Below are 18,152 nucleotides of genomic sequence, written 5' to 3'. Positions count from 1 at the left end.
AAACGGTGTGAAAGAATGGCGTTATTGGGTTGTTAACCCGACCCCCTGACTTCCCTGCTCCCACCCACTGGCAGCGCCTGCCGCCCCGCTTCCTTAGTCCCTTAGCCAACGGCTACTGATTTTTCTTGTTCGATGAGGATATGTAAGTCATTATCAACTACTTCACGCTGGCGGTCGGCTAGCTGTAAGAAGCTGGCGTAGGCCGCGTTTAAGGAGGGGCGCTCTAGGTTGTAGCCGAGCTTTTGGAGGCGGTAGGCCAGCGCGGCCCGGCCCGAGCGAGCCGTGAGGACAATGCTCGAATCGACAACCCCAACTTCTTTAGGGTCAATAATTTCGTAAGTTTCGCGGCACTTAATCACGCCATCTTGGTGGATGCCGCTGCTGTGCGCAAAGGCATTGGCTCCGACGATGGCTTTATTTGCCTGCACCGGCATGCTCATGAGGTGCGATACCATAGCCGATGTTTCGGCCAAAAGCTTGGTTTGCACACCCGTAACGAGGTCGAGGTAAGGATGCTGGCGCAGTATCATCACCACTTCTTCGAGAGCGGTGTTGCCGGCGCGCTCACCTACCCCGTTGATGGTGCACTCTATCTGCCGTGCGCCGTTGGTGACGCCCGCAATGGAGTTGGCAGTAGCCAGGCCAAGGTCGTTGTGGCAGTGCGTCGACAGAATGGCCTTGTCGATGCCTTTCACGTTCTCGTACAGATACTTAATTTTGGCGCCGTACTCCTGGGGCAGGCAGTAGCCGGTGGTATCGGGGATATTGAGGACGGTAGCCCCGGCCGCAATGGCAGCTTCGCACACGCGAGCCAAAAACTCGTTGTCGGTGCGGCCGGCGTCCTCGGCGTAAAATTCAACGTCCTCGACGAAGCTCTTAGCGAGCTTTACGGCGGCAATGGCGCGGGCCAGCACGTCTTCCTGGGTGGTGCGCAGCTTCTGCTGCACGTGCAGGTCAGAGGTGCCAATGCCGGTGTGAATGCGGGGTCGGCGCGCGCCCCGCAGGGCCTCCGCGGCCACGCGAATATCATTTTCGACGGCGCGGGTGAGGCCGCACACGGTGGCTTCCTGGGTTTGGGCCGCAATGGCGGCCACGGCGGCAAAGTCGCCGGGGCTCGACACCGGGAAGCCGGCTTCGATTACATCAACGCCGAGGGCTTCGAGCTGCCGGGCAATTATTAGCTTCTCCTGCTGGTTTAGCTTGCAGCCCGGCACCTGTTCGCCGTCGCGGAGAGTGGTATCGAAAATCTGAATTTTTTGCGTCGCCATAGAAGTGTAAAAACCCGGTGGTGCAGGGCTAGCCCTGTAATTGCGCTGCAAGTACTACTTCTTTCTACCCTGCTGAAAACAATTTTTTATGGTTTTCATTATTTCCAAGTTAGCTTTATTTTTACATAAGTTACTGTAAAATAATTTGTTAGCTAATCGTATTATACAATGCCTAACAAGACCAGCGACCCGGTTTTTCAGCTTATAAAGTCTCTGACGCAGTCCGAAAAGCGCCATTTTCGGTTGTTTGCCAACCGCCAGGGCTCCACCGAAGGCCTGAAATTTCTGCAACTCTTCGACGCTTTCGACGCGCAGGAGCACCACGACGAGGAGCGCGTGCTTACCCAAGTACCCACGCTCAAGCGTGCCCAACTAGCCAACCTCAAGGCCAATCTGTACAAGCAATTATTGGCTAGCCTGCGCATCTACCACGCTGGCCAAAACCCTGATATTCAGCTGCACGAGCAGCTCGATTATGCTCGCGTGCTCTACAACAAGGGCTTCTACCAGCAAAGCCTGCGCATGCTGGCGCGTGTGAAGCTGGCTGCCCAGCAAGCTGAGCTGCCTCACGTAGCACTACTAGCCATTGATTTTGAGAAGCTTATCGAGTCGCAATACATCACGCGCAGCTTGCAGGGTAGGGCCGAATCGCTGGCGGCCGAAGCCACGGCCACGGCCGCGCACCTAAGCCAACAGCACGCCTTGTCTAATGCTTCTTTGCGGCTGTATGGGCTATATCTGCAAACGGGGCACGCTCGAAACCAGGCTGACCACGAGCGTTTTACGGCTTACTTTCGGGCGCACTTGCCCGAGCAGTTGGGGCGGGGTAGTGGCTTTTGGGAAAAGCTGTACTTTTACCAAGCGCATGTTTGGTACCACACTATAAACCAGGATTTTAAAGCCTGCTACCGCTACGCGCAGAAGTGGGTAGACTTGTTTGAGCAAGCGCCCCACCTGAAGGAAAGCCAGACGATGCTCTACATCAAGGGGTTGCACAACTTGCTGGCCTCGCTGTTTAATATGCAGTATTACAGCAAGTTCAGCGAGGTGCTGCAAACGCTCGAAGATTTCAGCGCTAACCAAACGCGGCGCGCCACGCCCAATACCGAAATCCTGCTTTTCCAGTACATCTGGACCAACCGCATCAACGCCTGCTTTTTGGAGGCGCGCTTTACGGAGGGGGTAGAGATTATTCCGGAGCTGCTGGAGCAATTAGGGCAGTACAAGGCGCAGCTCGACCTGCACCGTACGTTGGTTTTCTACTACAAAATTGCTTGTTTGTATTTTGGCAGCGGCCAGTATAGGCAGGCAATCAAGTACTTGAATCGCATCATCGACCACAAGGATTTGAGCTTGCGCGAGGACTTGCAGTGCTTTGCGCGCATCCTCAACCTGGTGGCGCACTACGAGGCCGGCCAGGATGCCGAGCTCGAGTACCAGGTGCGCTCAGTCTACCAATTCTTGGCCAAGATGAACGACCAGCAGCCCATGCAAGTAGAAGTGTTTCGGTTTTTGAGGAGGGTAGGGCATTTGGCGCCCGGCCAGCTGCGCCAGGAGTTTATCAACTTGAAAGCCAAGCTAGAAGAAATAGCGGCGCGGCCGTTCGAGCGGCGGCCGTTTCTTTATTTCGACATTATCTCGTGGCTCGAAAGCAAGATTTCGGGCCGTTCGGTGCAGGATGTGATGCAGCAGAAATTTCTGACCATGAAGTAGCCGCAGCGCATAGCGCGGGGGCAATGGGTGAAGCCGGCAGGTGTTTTGAGCTGCGCTTGGCCGGGCGGGGGCCCACGCGGCAAATAATATTGGAGGGTCATAGCTAAGTGCTTAGCCGAAGTAGAGGGGGTAGGAAGCCAGCAGCATGAGATGACAGGCTAGGGACTGCCGCATTGTTGCTTAAGTTGCGGGCGTGCCTACTCTGCCTATCCCTTTCGCTTATTGCCACGCGCGGCGTTGTATTTCCTTGCTTTCGCTGGCGCTGCTTTCGCTCACTACTGCCTGCGGGCAAACCACTACTAATCCGCCCTTGCCGCCGGCCCTCGTTACCGACTCGGCCACGGGCAAAGTCGATATGCCCTGGCTGCGGCAATTGCTGGATAGCAGCGCCACGCTGCGCCGCCAGCAGGTGGGGGTAGCGCTGGCCGATGCCGCCACCGGGGCACCGCTGTTTGGCTACAACGAGGCCAAATACTTTACGCCCGCCAGCACCATGAAGCTGCTGAGCCTCTACGCCGGCCTCACGCTGCTACCCGACTCGCTGCCCAGCCTGCGCTACTTCTCGCGGGGCGATACCCTCTTTTTTCAGGGCACCGGCGACCCCACTTTCCTGCACGGCGATGTGCCCTCGCGGCGGGCCTATGCTTTCTTGGCCAAGCGGCCCGAGAAGGTGCTGGCTTACTGCGACATTGCCTGCGTGCCGACTTATGGCCCAAGCTGGGCTTGGGACGATTTTGGTTACTATTTTCAACCTGAGCGCACGGCGTTTCCGGTGTATGGCAACACGGTGCGCTTTTACGCGGCGCCGCCGCTAGCCGTGCGCGCCGGAGCGGGCGCGGCGGTGCGGCTGCTGCCGCAGCACGTGCGTGTGTTTCCGCGCGCCTTTGCGCCGCTCACCGAGCGGGCGGGCGAGGGGTTTCACCTTTCGCCCGACCAAGACGACGAGATGCACGTGTACCGCGCGGTGCTCGAAAACCGCTTTACCTACCGTCCCAGTCCCAAAAAATGGATTGATGAAGTGCCCTACCGTACCAGCCGCTCGCTGCTGTTGCACCTGCTCGGCGACACGCTGCGCCGCGCCATTGTGGGCACCGTGTGGCACCCACGCCCTAGCCAAGACAGCATCCGCACGCTGCGCGGGCTGCGCGCCGACTCGCTCTACCGCCGCATGCTACGCGTGAGCGATAACTTCTTGGCCGAGCAGCTTTTACTGATGGCTAGCAGCCAGGTAGGCTACCGCGATTCGCTGAGTGGACAGCGGGCCATCCGGTATTTGTTGAAAAAGGAACTGAAAGCCCTGCCCGACCGCCCCGACTGGGTTGATGGCTCGGGGCTGTCGCGCCTCAACCTGCTTACGCCGCGCACCCTCACGGCGCTGCTGTGCCAGCTGCACCAGCAGCTGCCCGAGCCCCGCTTACTGAGCCTGCTGGCCGCGGGCGGCGGCCAGGGCACGCTGCGCAAACGCTATTTCGAGCCTGGCCCGCCCAAGGTGACGTGGCTGTGGGGCAAAACCGGCACCCTCACCCACACCTGCAACCTAGCGGGCTACGTGCGCTGCAAAAGTGGCCGCCTAGTGGCCGTTACATTTTTCAACAACAGCATTCCGGGCGACGACCAGGCTACCCGCAATGCCATGCAGCGCCTACTGGGCGAAGTGCGGGCGCGGCTGTAAGCGGAGCAGGGGCACCATGAGCGGGAAAGAGGGGGTAGGGAATTCGCTTGATAGACCAAAAGCGACGTTCGCACAGACTTAGTCAGGATTGGCCGAAAAGGACCCGAATGGCCGGACCGGCTGGCGGAATTTTGCAGCGTTCTAATCAACCACCCAACGCTTCGCTGCTTCGTCTGTCTCCGGTTATGCTGCTTGTTACCAATAAATTAGCCACTAAATTATGTAAGCGCCTGGCGCTAGTAGGGTTTGCCGCCGCGCTGCCAGCGGTGGGTGCCGCCCAAACCATTGTGACTTTCTTGCCAGCCACCGGCACCTGCCGCACCAGCACGACGGCCGCCACATCGATTACCATTACGGGCCTGAACCTAAGCAACGCCAAGTCGGTGCTGCTGAACGGCCAGCCGATGCCCATTACGAAGAATAACGCGACCAGCATTGTCGTGACGGTGCCCATGGCCGCTAGCACGGGCCGGCTCGTGGTAACGACGGCCATCGGGACGGTGGTGTCGAGCTCGCAGTTTGGCGTGACGCGCAGCTCGTCGGGCACTACTTTTCCGCAGCTCACCACCAAAGGCACTTCTTTCAGCAACATTAAAGTAGCTACCGGCAGCAATGGCCTGTATTCGACGCCCGTAGTGGCCGATTTGACGGGCAAAGGCCGCGCCGACCTGCTCATCGGCAACGGCAACGGTAACATCGAATACTGGCAGCAGTCGGCAGTCGATGGCGCTAGCTACGCCAAAATCAGCAACTTGCAGGTTAGCACGGGCACTAACACGTTCGCTGATATCAAAGTAACCAATTTTGCCAAGCCTACCATAGCCGACCTCGACGGCGATGGCCTGCTCGACCTGCTGGTGGGCACTGGTACCGACCAGCACATTGCCCGCTACGAGCAAACGGCGGTGGGCGCTACCACCTTCTCGGCGCCCAGCAACCTGCAAAGCGCCGGGGTAGCCCTTACCACGGGCAACAACTATCCGCGCCCCACTATTGCCGACCTCGATGGCAATGGCAAGCTAGACTTGCTGATTGGCGACTACAGCGGCATTATTAAGCGCTACGAGGCCACAGCAGTTAATGCGGCCACGTTTACCGCGCTAGGCAACGTGCAGGTAGACGGCGCCGACCTAAAAGTGGATGGCACTTCGAAACCCCTGTTGTTTGACCTCGATGGCGATGGCTTGCTCGACTTTATTGTGGGCAGCCAAGCCGGCGCCGTGACGCGCTACAGCCAAACGGCACGTTACTCGACCACCTTCAAAGCGTTGGGTAGCCTCACCGATGGGAGCGCTGCCATCAGCATGGGTACGGCTGGTAATAACGAAGGCGGCTTTGCGGCCCCCACCATCACGGACCTTGATGGCGACGGCCGCCTCGATATGCTGATTGGCAACGCCAACGGTACCATTTACCGCTACGAGCAGGCGCAGCAAACGGCCCTTACCGTATCGCCGCTGCCCGTTGAACTCACAGCTTTTAGCGGCCGCGCCACCGGCACCGGCAACCTGCTGAGCTGGAGCACCGCCAGCGAGCTAAACAGCGCCAGCTTTGTTATCGAGCGTTCGGCCGATGGCACCGCCTTCAGCACCGCTAGCAGCGTAGCCGCCGCCGGCAACAGCAACACCGCCCGCAACTACCAGTACCTTGATGCTGCGGCCCCGGCCGGCACCAGCTACTACCGCTTGCGCCAGGTAGACCAGGATGGTACCAGCACTTATTCGCCGGTAGTAGTTATCAACCGGGCCGAGGCGCTCAGCACCACTGCTAAGCCCGTTGCCTACCCCACTATTTTCAGCGAAGTGCTCAACGTAACCCTGCCCGGCGCCGAAGCTGCTCAGGCCGCCACCGTAGCCCTCTACACTACCGAAGGCCGCCAGGTATACACTAGCAACGTACAGCTGAGTGCTACCCCCCTAGCGCTAGCCGAGCTGCCCACGATGGCCCCCGGCCTGTACATCCTGCGCACTACTACGGCTGCCGGTACTACTACCCAGCGCATCAGCCACAACTAACTATTATCCGCTAGCCTTTCCGCTCTATCAAAAAAGGTCCCTACCCCCTCTGCCTGGCGCAGGGGGGTAGGGACCTTTCTAATTAGTTGTGAGGTAGTAAGCGAGTTATAAAGTCAGCACGCGCGTGCTTTCCTCCCCAAACTGGCTGATAACACGCACCGCCACCTGCCGACCCTTCTTAGCTTCAATAGGGTGCGAACGGAAGCCGTAGAGTCGCTCCCAGGCATCCTCGTCCAGCTCGATGCGTAGGGTTTGTTCAGCCTTTTTCTTGGCTGTGGCGCTGGCCTGGCCGTCGAGCTTGGCGCGCCATTTCTTAAACTCGCCCTTCTCGCCACCGCAGAAAAATACCTGCCGCACCAGGAAATTGGAGCCATCGTAATCATCGTCGAGCATCCAGTAGGCGATGTCCTCAACTGAGCGAGCGGCCAAGCGGTTGTTGATGGGGTCCCAGATGTCGAGGCCGCGCACTTCGACGGTGGCCGTGCCGGTAGCTTCGTCACGCAGCAGCCCGATTTCGGGCTCGCCGATAGTCACGAACGAGGCCGCTTTCTTGTCCTTTTTCAGCAAGCCTTCCTGCAATAAATCCTCGCCGATGCGCGCCCGCGTCACCTGAAAGGTGCCGGCGTTCATGGTCTGTTCGCGGTTTTCGATGGCGTCATCGAAGGAGAAGCCTAGTATCACCAGCCAGTCGGCGTCGCCGAGCTGGCGGCATTCTTTTACTGCGTCATTCACCTGGCTTTTGCTCACGGTGCCAAAACGCGGGCCGAGTAGGAAATACGCCTTGCGCTCGCGGCCGTCGGCATCGCGCCAGTAGCCTTCGGCGGGCAGGGCGGGCGAGGCGCGCCGCTCCACGCGCAGAAATACGGCCTGCTCGTTTTTGGCCCCGTTTCGTACACCCGAGGCGGTGAGGCCGGCAAATACCCGTGCCTCAAATTGGGCTTGGCTTTCCAGTTCTTCGGCGGGCGTTTCTAGCTCTTCGGGGGCTACGGGGTTCAGGCTTTGCAGCGTCTCGACGGTGAAGGGGCCGGCTACGCGCAGGCGCTTTTTGTCTTCCTCTGGCTGGTCGTAGAGCTTTTCGGTGGCGGGCGGCTCGTCGTTGGCTAGGCTCTTGAGGGTGATGTGCGGCACCTCTTTATACACAAAACCTTGGCGAATATCCTGCCCGGCCTCGTCGTAGAGGCGGTAGTAGGGGAAGGAAGCCGTCATCAGGCGCGTCTTGGCGATGTTGAGGGCGATGCGCGAGGTGTCAATCGTAATCCAGCGGCGACCCCACTGCTCGGCCACGTAGGCGGTGGTGCCGCTGCCGCAGGTGGGGTCGATGACGAGGTCGCCGGGGTCGGTAGTCATTAAAATGCATCGTTGCAACACCTTTAAACCTGTTTGAACAACGTAGTGCTTTTCGTCGGTAAAGCTACCAGTAGCTGTATCGGTCCAAAGATTTCCAATTAGTTGATAAGGGAAATCATCTGAGAACCTACGGTATCTAATACTGTCTTTGGCAACGTGGATGCGCCCTTGGTCTGCCAGACGGCGCATTCCCGTTGGATAATTTGCCTTCCAGTGGGAATTAGCAGGCGGTAAGTAAGTCTTGCCCAAATGCTCGAAGGGCTGCGGTGAACTGGCGGCACCCTGGGAAACGAGGTTATCTGGGTTGTAGAGCTTCGCGTTAGTAGGTATTGTGACAAGCCCGGCTTTCTCTGTGCTGCTTACTCCTCGATAGGTACCATCTTCTAATAGCAGCCATTTGGCATTGCCTTCGCCAAGAGTTATTTCCTGCCCTTCATATAGTTTTTTATACTTAACTACAGTTTTGTTTAACGCGTACCACACTATATAATCTCCTACTCGCGGCAGCGTATTGCTGTCGAAACCAGAGGTGGTTTTGAAGCTTATTAAGCTTACAAAATTCTCGCTCCCAAAAATCTCGTCCATCAGATTCCGGACGAGATGCACGTTTTCATCCGAAATCTGCACAAAGCACGAGCCCGATTCCGTCAGTAATTCCCGCGCTACAAGCAGTCGGTCGCGCAGGTAGCTTAAGTAGCTGTGGATGCCCAGTTCCCAGGTATCACGGAAGGCTTTTATTTGTTCAGGTTGTTTAGATAAATCGTCGTCTTTCCCATCAACGATGGTGCGGTTGTTAAGCTTGATTTGCCAGTTCGAGCCGTATTTGATGCCGTAGGGTGGGTCGAGGTACACCATTTGCACCTTTTGGCCCAGGCCTTCGCGCTCTAGCAGCGAGGTCATTACTGAGAGCGAGTCGCCGAGGATGAGGCGGTTTTCCCAGGCGGCGTGGTGCTGGTAGTAGCTCAGGGGCTTGTCGAGCTCATCGACCTGCTGGTAATCCTGGCCGAAGAGGCCGAGCTGGGCGTTGGCCTCGGCCAGGCGCTCACGGTAGAGGCGCGACATCAGTTCCTGCGGCCGGATGTGCTCGTGACGGTAGAGCGAGCGGATATCCAGCTTAAGGTAGTCGGGCTGGTTGCCGCCCTCGTGGTCGTATTTGCCCAGCCATTTCAACTCGGGGTCCTGGCCCCGGTGGATAATGGGGTTTTTGTCGAGCAGGTGCGTAGAGTGGCCTTGCACTTTGGGATTGAATTGCTCGGCCCCGGCCTCCGTTTCGGAGGGGATGTAGGGGCGCTTATCCTGGTGGGTGTAAGCGGTTGGGTCGGCAGGGGTAGGCGGGTTTTGTTTTTTAGCCATGACAGATAAGCGAACTCTTATAGGTTGTCATGCTGAGCGGAGCGAAGTCGAGGCATCTTGGCCGCTTCGTTGCTGGCGCTAGGGAATTAGTACCCCAGCCAAGATGCTTCGGCTGCGCTCAGCATGACGGACGTTTTTTGGTTGATTTATAAGCTCTTAATTTTCTCGACTAGCTGATTGCGGAAGTACTTCTCGCTTTCGCTGATTTCGACGAAAGCCCACGGCTCGTTGGGCGGCAGGCCTAAGGCGGCGAGGTCGCCATTCACAGCGGGCAGCCAGTACTTTTCGGTGTAGAGCTTCTTGGCCTGCTTGTCTTTGTTCATGCCCGTGACCTCGATAATGAGGTTGACTACCTGGCCGTTGGGCGTGCGCACGCGGGCCACGAAATCGGGCAGGTAGTCGTGCCGGTGGCCTTCCTTGAGGTAGGGGATTTTGAAGTCCAGAAAGGCGTTTTTGACGTAGCAAAGCACCTCGGGCAGGTCTTCGAGCACCTTGGCGCAGATTTGCTCCCAGCTTTCGGTGTCGGCCACCACGTAGTCGACGTGGCTTTTGGTGGTGGCGAATACCGGCCGCGTGGTTTGGCCATGCACAAAACGGGTGCTGCCGCGCGGGTTGTAGTAGTTGGGCACCGGCCGGATGCGGCGCTCCTCCTCGGGCGCGCCCACCGTGATGGCCTCGGCAATGTGGCTGGCCACGGCCTGGGCATCCCAGTATTTCACCAGTCGCTTGAAGGCCGGGTCGGTTTGGTGCACCAGCGTCAGGCACTCGTCGTACCACTGCGCTACGATGCGGCGCACCGGCCCGAAGTACTCCATTTTGGGCTCGTTGTTGACATCGGAAAAGTGGTAGCGCATGACCTCCCGCGCCACGTAGTACACCACCTCGTTGTCGCGCAGTTGCTCGTGGGCTTGCAGGCGCATGTCCTCGGTAGCGCCCGAAAAGGCTGATGCCAGCTCCGTATGCGTCGGGATTTTCGAGAAATCCAGCTCGAACTTGCCCACCGCGGCGAAGTCGGGTACCAACGTGCCCGTGCCCAGTTCTTCGCGGTAGCCCAGCAGATTGGGGAATGTGATTTCCAACGCGTTGCGCTCGGGCAGCGCCCGGATGGGCGTTACATCCTCGCCGCCCACACCAGCGTTGCCGCCACCCTTGCCACGCTGGAAAGCCTTGAAAGGAATACCGATAATGCGGGCGTACTCGGGCGGAAATTTGTAAGCCACGATGCGGGCTTTGTCGCGGGTCGTGGTGCCCGTAACTGGTTCGCCGTGTTTGTCATAGCCCACCAGCTCGTAGTGGCGGCGGCGCAGGGCGCGGCCCGCCACCTGCTCGCACAACAGCTGCGAGCCAAAAGCCCGCAAGCCCATGATGTGGGTCACAGTATTGGCGTCCCAGCCTTCGGTGAGCATGCTCACGCTCACCACGCAGCGCACGTGCGCGCCCAGCTTGCCGGGGCGGCCCACGGTGTTCACCACCTCGCGCAGCAGGTCAGCATCGGTGAGGTCATCGGCCGGGCGCTCGGGGTAGAGGCGGCGGTATTCCTGCCGAAACTGCTCGATTTCATCCTTGAATACTCGCCGAAATTCCTCGTCCACTTGCACGCTGTTTTCGAGGGCATCGGAGTCGATAAGTAGGGTAGGCGGGCGGTGCCGGGGCGAGCCATCGGGCAGGTAGTTCGAGAAAATGGCGTGGTGCCCCTGCGCCACCACCCGGCCGTGCTTGTGGTCTTGGTAATCGTAGCCGGCAATGTGCTTGTACACCTCCTTCGACACGCCGGTGTTGTTGCACACCACAATGAGCACGGGCGGCGTGCTCAGCAGCTCGGGGCGGCGCTCGCCGCGTTCGCGCACGCCCTGGTCATATTCTTCATAATGAGCTACTAGCTGGTCGAGGGCGGCCGTGAGCAACTGCGGCAAATCGGGCTTTTTCTCGACGTAGGCCGCGCCTTTCTCCTTGCGCTCGGTGGCCTTGCCCATCTTGGGCAGGTGCTCCTTCACGTGCTCGTAGAGGTTGCGCAGCACCGGCATGTCGAGCTGCTGGGTGTCGTCCTTTTCGGGCAGGTAGGGGATTTTCACCAGTCCACTCTCAATGGCTTCGACCAGCCCAAAATCAGTTACTATCCACGGGAACAGCGTGTATGCCTTGTACCCCGAGCCTTGCAAATAGTAAGGCGTAGCCGACAAATCGTACACCGCCGTGAGCTGATAGCGCTGGGCCAGCTCGCGCAAACCACTGAACCACACGGCGGCGCGGGCGTTTTCGTCGGGGCTGGTTTCGTCGCCGTCGGCTAGCTTCGGTTTCTTGCCGGACGTGGCCTGCGGCAGGTAGCAGTGGTGGGCCTCGTCGTTGAGCACCAGCAGGCGGCTACCGGGCCGGAAACCGCTTAGCAAGCGCTTGAAAACCTGGGCGTAGTCTTCTTTCTCTTCCTGCTTTTTACCATCAACCCCGATTTTGCCATCGAAGGCCCCGCGCTTGTTGCCTTGCAGGGTGCGCGGCTCAAACTGGTGGTAGTTGGCAATGGCCAGCCGGGCGTTGAGGCCTTCGAGCACATCTTCGTACTGCACGGGCACCAGCTTGCGCTGGTGGTAGTAGTCCTGGGCGTAGTTGCGGTCGGCGGTGGTGTCGGCGCGCAGCACGCCCAGCCGGTCGCGGATGGTGATGCCGGGCGCCACGAGCAGGAAGTAGTCGGCGAAGCGCACGTCTTGCCGGTACTGCTGGCGGTTGAGGTAGTGGTAGAGGATGAGCGCGGCCATCACCACCGTTTTGCCGGTGCCGGTGGCCATCTTAAAGGCAATGCGCGGCAAGTGGTCGGTGGCGTGGGTTGATACCGACTGCTGTCCCGCCCGCAACTCATTGAGGATGTGCGTGCCCGCATTGGAGCGGCCCGCTACCTCATTCAGCCAGATAGCCGTTTCCACCGCCTCGCGCTGGGCAAAAAACAGCTTTTTCACCGGCGAGTCTTCGTGGTCGGGAAACCAGTAGGCCAGCAACTCGCGCGTGACGCGGGTAGCCTCGGGGTAGCCCGCCGTGCGCCACTGGCCCACCTCACGCCGCACCAGGTTGATGAGGTGCGTGCCATAGCTGGCGGCCGCTTCGTTGAACGCAAAAACCTCTTTCTGCCCGGTGTGCTTGCCCGGCATCACCTGCACCTCGGGCACGAACAGCCGCCGGCCCGTTTCGACGGTGCCGTATTCAAGATTGCCCTGCTGGTCGGTGGCGTAGTGCCGCACCGGCTCCTCGTAAGGATTGTTCAGGATGGGGTTGTCGGGGAGCCGGGTTGGAGCGGCGTCTTCGGCGGAGCCGGACATAGAGAAGAGCTTTTGAGACAAATATGATACATAAATGTCTCAAAAATTCTTCTATTGTAAAGATTATAGTCAGATAATGGAAAATATGCTGAGGTAAAAACTACTCACTTTTGTCTCAGTCCCATTTGCTTTCTTCTTATGGCCAAGCAGCACCGCGGCGAAGTCGTGAAAGAGGCCGTACTCAAGAGCGGCGTCAAAATCACCAAGCTCTACCAGGAACTGGGCATCAGCCGGCCCACTCTCTACCGTCGCTTCGAGGAGCCCAACCTATCGTTTGCCTTTATCGAGCAAGTGGGCGCGCTCATCCGGCATGATTTCGCCCAGGATTTTCGCGAACTGGCGCCGCCGGTTGGTTCGGCCGTGGCTGAGCCTACGCCGGCGTATCAACTAGACACGCTCGACGATTGCAAAAACAAGCTCCTGCACGTGTATGCTCTCTACACCGAGCTTCAGGAGAAGTACGCCGCCCTGCTGGCCGAGCGCAGCAAGTAGCCTATAAATCTATAAATACGGAGTGGCGCTCCGTTTATCGTTGCCCACGCGGAAATGGAGTGCCACTTCGTTTTACACACTTCTCCTGCCCAGCTATGAATTTCTACGTTGGCGTAACAGACTACAATTGGTTTGACTTTTTGCGCCGAGAGCCGCGGGAGGATGTCAATTTCTGGAAGCCGCTGGGTGGCGGCACCAAGTTTGGGGCCGTGCCGTCGGGTGCGCCCTTCCTGTTGAAGCTTAAGAAGCCCTACCACTGCATTGCAGGGATAGGCTTTTTTACCAACCAGATTGACCTGCCTATCTCGATGGCTTGGGACATGTTTGGCCCGCGCAACGGTTTCGGCAGCTACCAGGATTTTGCCCAAGCTATTCAGAAATACCGCGTTGCTAATGGCAAGTCGCCCGAAGTGAACCCACTGATTAGCTGCTTGGTACTGACCGCACCTGTCTTCTTTCGCAAGCCTGACTGGATACCCGCTCCCGAAAGCTGGGGCAACTCCATTGTAACCGGCAAAGTGTACGACACCAAGGAGCCGGTAGGCGCTCAGCTTTGGGCTGCCGTGAGTGCCACCCAACTGCGCTACCAGCAAGATGCCTTCACCCGCGAGCTAGCCACTGATGCCATGGCGCTAGAGTCGCCGGGCATTTACCGCGAGGCACTAACTAAAGTGCGCGTGGGCCAAGGCGCTTTCCGGGCGCTCGTGACGCAAGCGTATGAGAAGAAGTGCGCCATCTCGGGTGAAAAAACGCTGCCTGTGTTGGAAGCCGCCCATATTCAGCCCTTTTCGCAGGCCGGGCCAAACTCGGTAGGCAATGGCCTGCTGCTGCGCTCCGACCTGCACAAGCTCTTCGATAAGCACTACATTACGATTGATGCCGATGATAAAGCGGTGCTCATCAGCTCGCGCATCAAGGAGGAATTTCAAAATGGCAAAGAGTATTACCGCTTCCACGGCGAGCAACTGAAAGTGCTGCCTAAGCTACTGGCTGACCAACCTGCTCTGCAATACTTGCAGCACCACAACGGTTTATTTATGCCTTAAGGGTAGCCACTATGCAGGTCTTATTTGAATAATCCTTTCCAAAACCCAGTATCCGGCAGTGGGGGCGCAGCTGGTAGCCCCGCCAACTCCGCCCCGAAGCCAGCGTGCCGGAAAGTGTCTTGCAGCAGCAGTTGAAAATCGGCCAGGTCCTGGGGCAGTAAATTAGGGGAAGTGATAGTGCCGGCCCACTCGTGGTAGAAGCCGGCCAACCTATGGCCAGAAGGTCGGCTGTACCGCCACCCCAGCCAAGCGTCACTCACACGTTGGTCGGCGAAAAGTGGTGCCAGATTACCAGCCAGCAGCCAACGCAGGCGGCCGAGATTGGTGTTATCGGCCGCGCATTCTTTGGCTAGGGCGGCCAGCGTTTGCCGCTACAAAGCTGGCCAACTGGGTCGGCGGCAGCGCACTGGTAGTCAAATGAATTTCAAAGGGGTGCATAGCGACCATAAAACTACGTGGCCGCCCGTCATGCCTATTCTACCTTTGCTGCCTTTCCGGCTACTTTACCCAAGCTTTTATGGCTACCCCCCGCCTGCGCCAATTGCGCCGCGATAAAACCCTTTTTACGCTGGCAATGAATGCCGTTCGGCTGCACCTGGAGGAAGAGGACCGGCTGGCCCAGCAGCCGCACCTGCATGAGACCCCCGACGCTGACCTGTTGCTCATTCACCAAAGCATCGACCAGTGGGTAGGCTTGGCAACTGGCTACATTATGCGCAAGTTTCGGTGTCCCGCAGCGCAGGCCATGGAGCTGTTAGGAGAGCTTCAAACCGAATTGAAGGCCAGTATTTCGATGGCCGAGTTGCGGCAAGTGCCTTTTCAACAGGCCCTCCACTTGCCGCCTGCGGTGTCAGCCATTCAGCAACCCGTCGAAAATTAGTAGCTTGGACTATACTGCCCGAGCTATTATGCTAATACAACACCCGAAACTTGATGGTGTGCTCGACTTCGCGCAGGGCCTGAATTACGTCTTGGTCGTACTCGCGGTTGATGTCGGTAATCACGTAGCCAATCAATTCATTGGTTTTCAAGTACTGACCCAAAATATTGACGTGGTGTGTGGCCAGCACGTTGTTGATTTTGGCCAGTACACCCGGCACGTTGGCGTGGATGTGGATGAGGCGGTGCGCCTGCTGCAAGGGCAATTGAATGTTGGGAAAATTGACGCTCTGCTGGGTGTTGCCCGTGTTCACGTACTCCATAATGCGCTCGGGCACAAATTCGGCGATGTTGCGCTGGGCCTCGGCTGTGCTGCCGCCAATGTGGGGGGTAAGGAGCACGTTGGGTAGGCCGCGTAGCTCATTCTCGAAGCTCTCGCCGTTGTTTTTTGGCTCGTAGGGAAACACATCGACGGCCGCCCCACCGAGGTGGCCGCTGCGCAAGGCGGCGGCCAGCGCCGGCACATCCACCACATGGCCGCGGGCGTTGTTGAGAAACAGCGCGCCCTTCCGCATGAGGGCAAATTCCTTCGCACCGAAGAAGTCTTGGTTGTCGGGGCGGCCGTCGATGTGCAGCGTCACCACGTCGGCCTGGGGTAGGAGCTCGTCGAGGGTTTTGCACTTCACGGCGTTGCCGAGTTGAAGCTTTTCGGCCACGTCGTAGTAGAGCACCTTCATGCCCACCGCCTCGGCCACTACCGACAGCTGCGAGCCGATATTGCCATAGCCAATGATGCCCAGCGTCTTGCCCCGAATCTCGAACGAGCCGCTGGCCGACTTGTCCCACTCGCCCAGGTGCATTTTGGGGTTTTTCTCCGGAATGCGGCGGGCCAGCACGATAATTTCGCCCAGCGCCAGCTCTACCACCGAGCGCGTGTTCGAAAACGGCGCGTTGAACACGGCCACGCCCTTGCGCATGGCTTCTGCGAGGTCAATCTGATTGGTGCCGATGCAAAATGCGCCGATGCCGATGAGGCGGTTGGCGGCGTCAAGCACGCGCTTGGTTACCTGCGTTTTAGACCGAATGCCGAGGATGCTGACGCCCTCGATACGGGCTATCAGCTCGTCCTCATCCAGCCCACCCTTCACTTCCTCCACCTGGTAGCCTTCCTGGCGAAACAGCTCGGCGGCGCGGGCGTCGGGGTTTTCTAATAGCAAAACCTTGATGCGGTTTTTGGGATAGCTCAGCGTCATGGGTAGCTTCAATTGATATAAAAACTCGTCAAAGGTCGGCAGCACTTCGTCGGCGCGGGCCACCACGGTGGGGCGCGCCACGTTTTCGGTGTAGGCGTAGAAGCGATTGGCCAAGCCAGCCTCCCGAATTTGGTAATCGGTGTAGCCATCGCCGAGCACGTACACCGGGCCGTCTAGCTGCAAGTCGCGCAGCTGCTGAATTTTGCCGCCGTCGCGGCTCAGCACGTTTTCGGGGTCGCAGCCCGTGATGCTACCCCCCTCGTCGAAGGTGAAGGTATTGGCCAGCACGTGGCTGGCCCCGATGCCAAACTCGGCCACTACCGGCTCGATAAACTCCCGAAACCCGCTGCTCACCACGTAGATGCGGTTGGCATACTGCCGAAAAAAGTCGCCATTGCGCCGAATACTCTCGCTCACCTTCGTTTGCAGGTGGGCTACCAGCGGGGCTAAGTGCCGCTGGTGCGCCCCCAGCAACGCTAGCCGCTTGGCCAGCGACTCCTGGAAGCCGATTTCGCCGGCCATGCCGCGGTCGGTGAGGGCTTTGATGGCGGCCACGCGCTCGGCCTGGTCAGGCTGGCCTTGCAAGGCAATGGCAGCAAGCTCATCGAGGCCCTCGACTTGTGTAAAGGTGGAGTCGAAGTCGAAGACGAGGTAGGGCAGGGGGGTAGCAGCGTCGGGCATGGGCACAAAGATGGGGCGGGCGCCGGGCCAGTAGCTTGTAAGCACTGACTTGTTTGCAAAAAAGCGGGACTGTACTGATTTTTTTAATCGAATAAAAAAGGCTGGCGAGCTAGTTTCTCGGGTCTTTTATCAACGGGTTATTTTATGCAAGTGCCTTTTTTATAAACATTTAATTCCAATTGCAGCCCCGCGTGCCAGCAACCGCTTATCAAAAACCACTCAGAGTGGAGGATACTGCCGATAGCTAGCAACTATCAACGTTAAACAATGTTGGTACATATAATGTATATACAGATGACGGCCCCGTGCCCAACGGCTTGCGGCGTGCTAAAGCTTCTTAGCGAGGTACGCCGCAAGCCGTTGGGCACGGGGCCCATCCACAATTACTTCCTTTTTACCGGCCCACGGGCCACTGTCATTTTTTATCTCGTGAATATTCTTCATATTATTTCCAGCCCGCGAAAAGCGGCGTCGGCCAGCATTCAGCTCGGCAACGGTATTATTGAGAAGCTTGAGGCTGCTTATCCTGGCAGCACCGTAAAGGTGCACGACCTGGCTACTACCCCCTTCCCGCACCTGGAGGAAGCCAAATTGCAGTCGTTCTTCACGCCAGCCGAAAGCCGCTCGCCCGAGCAGCAGGCGGCCGCCAAACACTCTGACGACGCTATTCAAGAAATCAAGGATGCTGACGTTATCGTCATCGGTGCGCCCCTCTACAACTTCGGTATTCCCTCGACGCTGAAGGCGTGGGTAGACCACATTGCGCGGGCCGGCATCACGTTTCGCTACACGGCTGGTGGCCCCGAAGGGCTGATTACCGGCAAGAAAGTGTACGTAGCTATGTCGAGCGGCGGTATTTATTCCGAAGGCCCATCGGCCGGCTACGATTTTGTGGCTCCTTACCTGAAGGCGGTTCTAGGCTTCCTTGGCATAACGGATGTGACCGTAGTGCGTGCAGAAGGCCTGGCCATCCCCGGCGTACAAGACACGGCCGTGCAAAAAGCCCTGGACAGCGTAGTGATAGAGGCTTTGCAAACGGAAGAAGTTCTGTAGTAAGCTAGCAGTCAATAAAGTATAAAGCCCCTTAAGTTGCGGGAGCTGTTACCGTTCGGTAGCAACTTCGGCAAC

Annotated in this window: 11 protein-coding genes; 7 read left to right on the top strand and 4 right to left on the bottom strand. The window is 58.3% G+C overall.

Annotated features, from left to right (window positions below; genetic code table 11):
* Positions 1 to 101: 101 nt before the first annotated feature.
* A complete protein-coding gene (locus GO988_RS18235; RefSeq protein ID WP_157568167.1) occupies positions 102 to 1,268 on the bottom strand; it encodes a 2-isopropylmalate synthase in 1,167 nt (388 codons plus the stop codon).
* A 168-nt stretch (positions 1,269 to 1,436) separates the two neighbouring features.
* Between GO988_RS18235 and GO988_RS18230 the strand changes: the two genes are divergently transcribed.
* From GO988_RS18230 to GO988_RS18220, 3 genes are all read left to right on the top strand, one after another.
* Positions 1,437 to 2,981, top strand: a complete 1,545-nt coding sequence (locus tag GO988_RS18230) for a hypothetical protein (protein WP_157568165.1) — start codon at positions 1,437 to 1,439, stop codon at positions 2,979 to 2,981.
* Positions 2,982 to 3,174: 193 nt separating this feature from the next.
* Complete coding sequence (locus GO988_RS18225; RefSeq protein ID WP_157568163.1) at positions 3,175 to 4,653, top strand: D-alanyl-D-alanine carboxypeptidase; 1,479 nt, start codon at positions 3,175 to 3,177, stop codon at positions 4,651 to 4,653.
* Positions 4,654 to 4,838: 185 nt separating this feature from the next.
* Entirely contained in the window at positions 4,839 to 6,668 is a 1,830-nt protein-coding gene (locus GO988_RS18220) for an FG-GAP repeat domain-containing protein (RefSeq protein ID WP_198172888.1), read from the top strand.
* Between the two features lie 105 nt (positions 6,669 to 6,773).
* On the opposite strand, the gene GO988_RS18215 is transcribed toward GO988_RS18220, so the two are convergent.
* Both GO988_RS18215 and GO988_RS18210 read right to left on the bottom strand, forming a co-directional pair.
* Positions 6,774 to 9,368 carry a site-specific DNA-methyltransferase gene (locus GO988_RS18215; protein ID WP_157568159.1) on the bottom strand — a complete coding sequence of 865 codons (2,595 nt, stop codon included), beginning with the start codon at positions 9,366 to 9,368 and terminating at the stop codon, positions 6,774 to 6,776.
* Between the two features lie 146 nt (positions 9,369 to 9,514).
* Entirely contained in the window at positions 9,515 to 12,673 is a 3,159-nt protein-coding gene (locus tag GO988_RS18210) for a BPTD_3080 family restriction endonuclease (RefSeq protein ID WP_157568157.1), read from the bottom strand.
* Between the two features lie 138 nt (positions 12,674 to 12,811).
* On the opposite strand from GO988_RS18210, the gene GO988_RS18205 reads away from it, so the two are divergent.
* The 3 genes from GO988_RS18205 to GO988_RS18195 all read left to right on the top strand — a co-directional run bounded on the left by GO988_RS18205 (position 12,812) and on the right by GO988_RS18195 (position 15,091).
* Positions 12,812 to 13,165: a sigma-54-dependent transcriptional regulator family protein gene (locus GO988_RS18205; RefSeq protein WP_157568155.1), complete on the top strand. Its 354-nt coding sequence runs from the start codon at positions 12,812 to 12,814 to the stop codon at positions 13,163 to 13,165.
* A 95-nt stretch (positions 13,166 to 13,260) separates the two neighbouring features.
* Positions 13,261 to 14,211, top strand: coding sequence for an HNH endonuclease (locus GO988_RS18200; protein WP_157568153.1), 951 nt, complete (start codon positions 13,261 to 13,263; stop codon positions 14,209 to 14,211).
* A 517-nt stretch (positions 14,212 to 14,728) separates the two neighbouring features.
* Complete coding sequence (locus GO988_RS18195) at positions 14,729 to 15,091, top strand: hypothetical protein (RefSeq protein ID WP_157568151.1); 363 nt, start codon at positions 14,729 to 14,731, stop codon at positions 15,089 to 15,091.
* Positions 15,092 to 15,122: 31 nt separating this feature from the next.
* Here GO988_RS18195 and serA read toward each other — a convergent pair whose 3' ends face one another.
* Entirely contained in the window at positions 15,123 to 17,024 is a 1,902-nt protein-coding gene (gene serA / locus GO988_RS18190) for a phosphoglycerate dehydrogenase (protein WP_157568149.1), read from the bottom strand.
* 429 nt (positions 17,025 to 17,453) lie between these two features.
* Between serA and GO988_RS18185 the strand changes: the two genes are divergently transcribed.
* Entirely contained in the window at positions 17,454 to 18,077 is a 624-nt protein-coding gene (locus GO988_RS18185; protein WP_317164915.1) for an FMN-dependent NADH-azoreductase, read from the top strand.
* The last annotated feature ends 75 nt before the right edge of the window (positions 18,078 to 18,152 follow it).

Source organism: Hymenobacter ginkgonis (genome assembly GCF_009755225.1).
Classification (GTDB): Bacteria; Bacteroidota; Bacteroidia; order Cytophagales; family Hymenobacteraceae; genus Hymenobacter; species Hymenobacter ginkgonis.
Note: the sequence above shows the minus strand (reverse complement) of the source record. Positions and strands in the feature narration are given on the sequence as shown.

What these genes read in the sequence shown, in the direction of transcription:
- GO988_RS18235 (WP_157568167.1), bottom strand. Translation starts at nt 1,268, where the DNA reads ATGGCGACGCAAAAAATTCAGATTTTCGATACCACTCTCCGCGACGGC.
- GO988_RS18230 (WP_157568165.1), top strand. Translation starts at nt 1,437, where the DNA reads ATGCCTAACAAGACCAGCGACCCGGTTTTTCAGCTTATAAAGTCTCTG.
- GO988_RS18220 (WP_198172888.1), top strand. Translation starts at nt 4,839, where the DNA reads ATGCTGCTTGTTACCAATAAATTAGCCACTAAATTATGTAAGCGCCTG.
- GO988_RS18215 (WP_157568159.1), bottom strand. Translation starts at nt 9,368, where the DNA reads ATGGCTAAAAAACAAAACCCGCCTACCCCTGCCGACCCAACCGCTTAC.
- GO988_RS18210 (WP_157568157.1), bottom strand. Translation starts at nt 12,673, where the DNA reads ATGTCCGGCTCCGCCGAAGACGCCGCTCCAACCCGGCTCCCCGACAAC.
- GO988_RS18205 (WP_157568155.1), top strand. Translation starts at nt 12,812, where the DNA reads ATGGCCAAGCAGCACCGCGGCGAAGTCGTGAAAGAGGCCGTACTCAAG.
- GO988_RS18200 (WP_157568153.1), top strand. Translation starts at nt 13,261, where the DNA reads ATGAATTTCTACGTTGGCGTAACAGACTACAATTGGTTTGACTTTTTG.
- GO988_RS18195 (WP_157568151.1), top strand. Translation starts at nt 14,729, where the DNA reads ATGGCTACCCCCCGCCTGCGCCAATTGCGCCGCGATAAAACCCTTTTT.
- serA (WP_157568149.1), bottom strand. Translation starts at nt 17,024, where the DNA reads ATGCCCGACGCTGCTACCCCCCTGCCCTACCTCGTCTTCGACTTCGAC.